General features: G+C 40.6%; 3 protein-coding genes. All 3 read left to right on the forward strand.

The window, feature by feature from the left end; genetic code table 11:
- Positions 1-104: 104 nt before the first annotated feature.
- On the forward strand, positions 105-350 hold the full coding sequence (gene rpsP, locus HMPREF3279_RS00690) for a 30S ribosomal protein S16 (protein ID WP_005697005.1): 246 nt from the start codon (positions 105-107) through the stop codon (positions 348-350).
- A gap of 44 nt (positions 351-394) precedes the next feature.
- Positions 395-922, forward strand: a complete 528-nt coding sequence (rimM, locus tag HMPREF3279_RS00695; protein ID WP_070867748.1) for a ribosome maturation factor RimM — start codon at positions 395-397, stop codon at positions 920-922.
- 37 nt (positions 923-959) lie between these two features.
- Positions 960-1,429 (forward strand): tRNA (guanosine(37)-N1)-methyltransferase TrmD (trmD, locus tag HMPREF3279_RS00700; RefSeq protein WP_070867749.1); only part of this gene is annotated, 470 nt, incomplete at its 3' end.

Consider the following 1,429-nt stretch of genomic DNA (forward strand, 5'->3'; position numbering starts at 1 on the left):
CAGGCTTTTTGTCTATATATACAGAGAAAAAAGTAAGCTATATTCTTAAATCGCTTTCGAGTTTAAGAATATTCTTTTAGTAATTAAACATTTAGAGGAAGGTTATGGTAACCATTCGTTTATCTCGTGGCGGAGCTAAAAAACGCCCATTTTATCAAATCGTAGTAGCTGACAGTCGTTCACCACGTGACGGTCGTTTCATTGAGCGTGTAGGTTTCTTCAACCCAATCGCACAAGGTAACGCAGAGCGTCTTCGTGTTGATCTTGAGCGTGTAAACCACTGGGTTGCTCAAGGTGCATCACTTTCAGATCGTGTTGCAACTTTGGTAAAAGAAGCTCAAAAAGCATAATCTCGCTTTTTGATTTAGTTCTTAAACTAAAATAGGTGAAAAATATGGAACAACAACGCATTGAAGTTGTGGGCAAATTAGGCTCAACCTACGGTATCCGTGGGTGGTTACGTATTTATTCATCAACAGAACAAGCTGAAAGCATTTTTGATTATCAACCTTGGTTTTTAAAAATCAAAGGTGAATGGCATCCAACAGAATTAGAAAATTGGCGCCATCATAATCACGAAATCATCGTTAAATTAAAAGGCGTTGATGATCGTGAAGCCGCACAAACTTTAGCGAATGTTGAAATTGGTGTGGATTTATCTGTTTTCCCAGAACTGGAAGAAGGGGATTATTACTGGCACGATTTAATCGGTTGTTCAGTCGTCAACCTAGAAGGTTATACAATGGGAACTGTAACAGAGATGATGGAAACCGGTTCTAATGATGTGTTAGTGGTTAAAGCCAATACCAAAGATGCTTTTGGGAAACAAGAGCGGTTAATTCCGTTTTTGTATGAACAAGTAGTTAAAAGAGTCGATCTCACCACGAAAACAATTGAAGTGGATTGGGACGCTGGTTTCTAATCTCAAGTATGCACAAACGTAATGTAGTAGGCTTTTTATGTGGATAGGGGTGATTTCATTATTCCCCGAAATGTTTAAAGCGATTACGGAATTTGGGGTTACAGGTAGAGCCGTAAAACATAATCTTCTGCAAGTGGAATGTTGGAATCCAAGAGATTTTACATTCGACAAGCATAAAACCGTGGATGACCGTCCTTATGGTGGTGGTCCAGGAATGCTGATGATGGTGCAACCTTTACGGGATGCGATTCATGCTGCGAGAGCAGCTGCAGGAGAAGGCGCAAAGGTGATTTACCTTTCGCCACAAGGACGTAAACTCGATCAAGGTGGCGTAACCGAGCTTGCTCAAAATCAGAAATTGATTTTAGTATGTGGACGTTACGAAGGTATTGATGAGCGATTGATTCAAACTGAAATCGATGAAGAATGGTCAATCGGCGATTACGTTCTGACCGGTGGGGAGTTGCCGGCAATGACATTAATTGATGCTGTTGCGCGTTTTATTCC

Source organism: Haemophilus sp. HMSC71H05, from assembly GCF_001838635.1.
GTDB classification, from domain to species: domain Bacteria; phylum Pseudomonadota; class Gammaproteobacteria; order Enterobacterales; family Pasteurellaceae; genus Haemophilus_D; species Haemophilus_D parainfluenzae_R.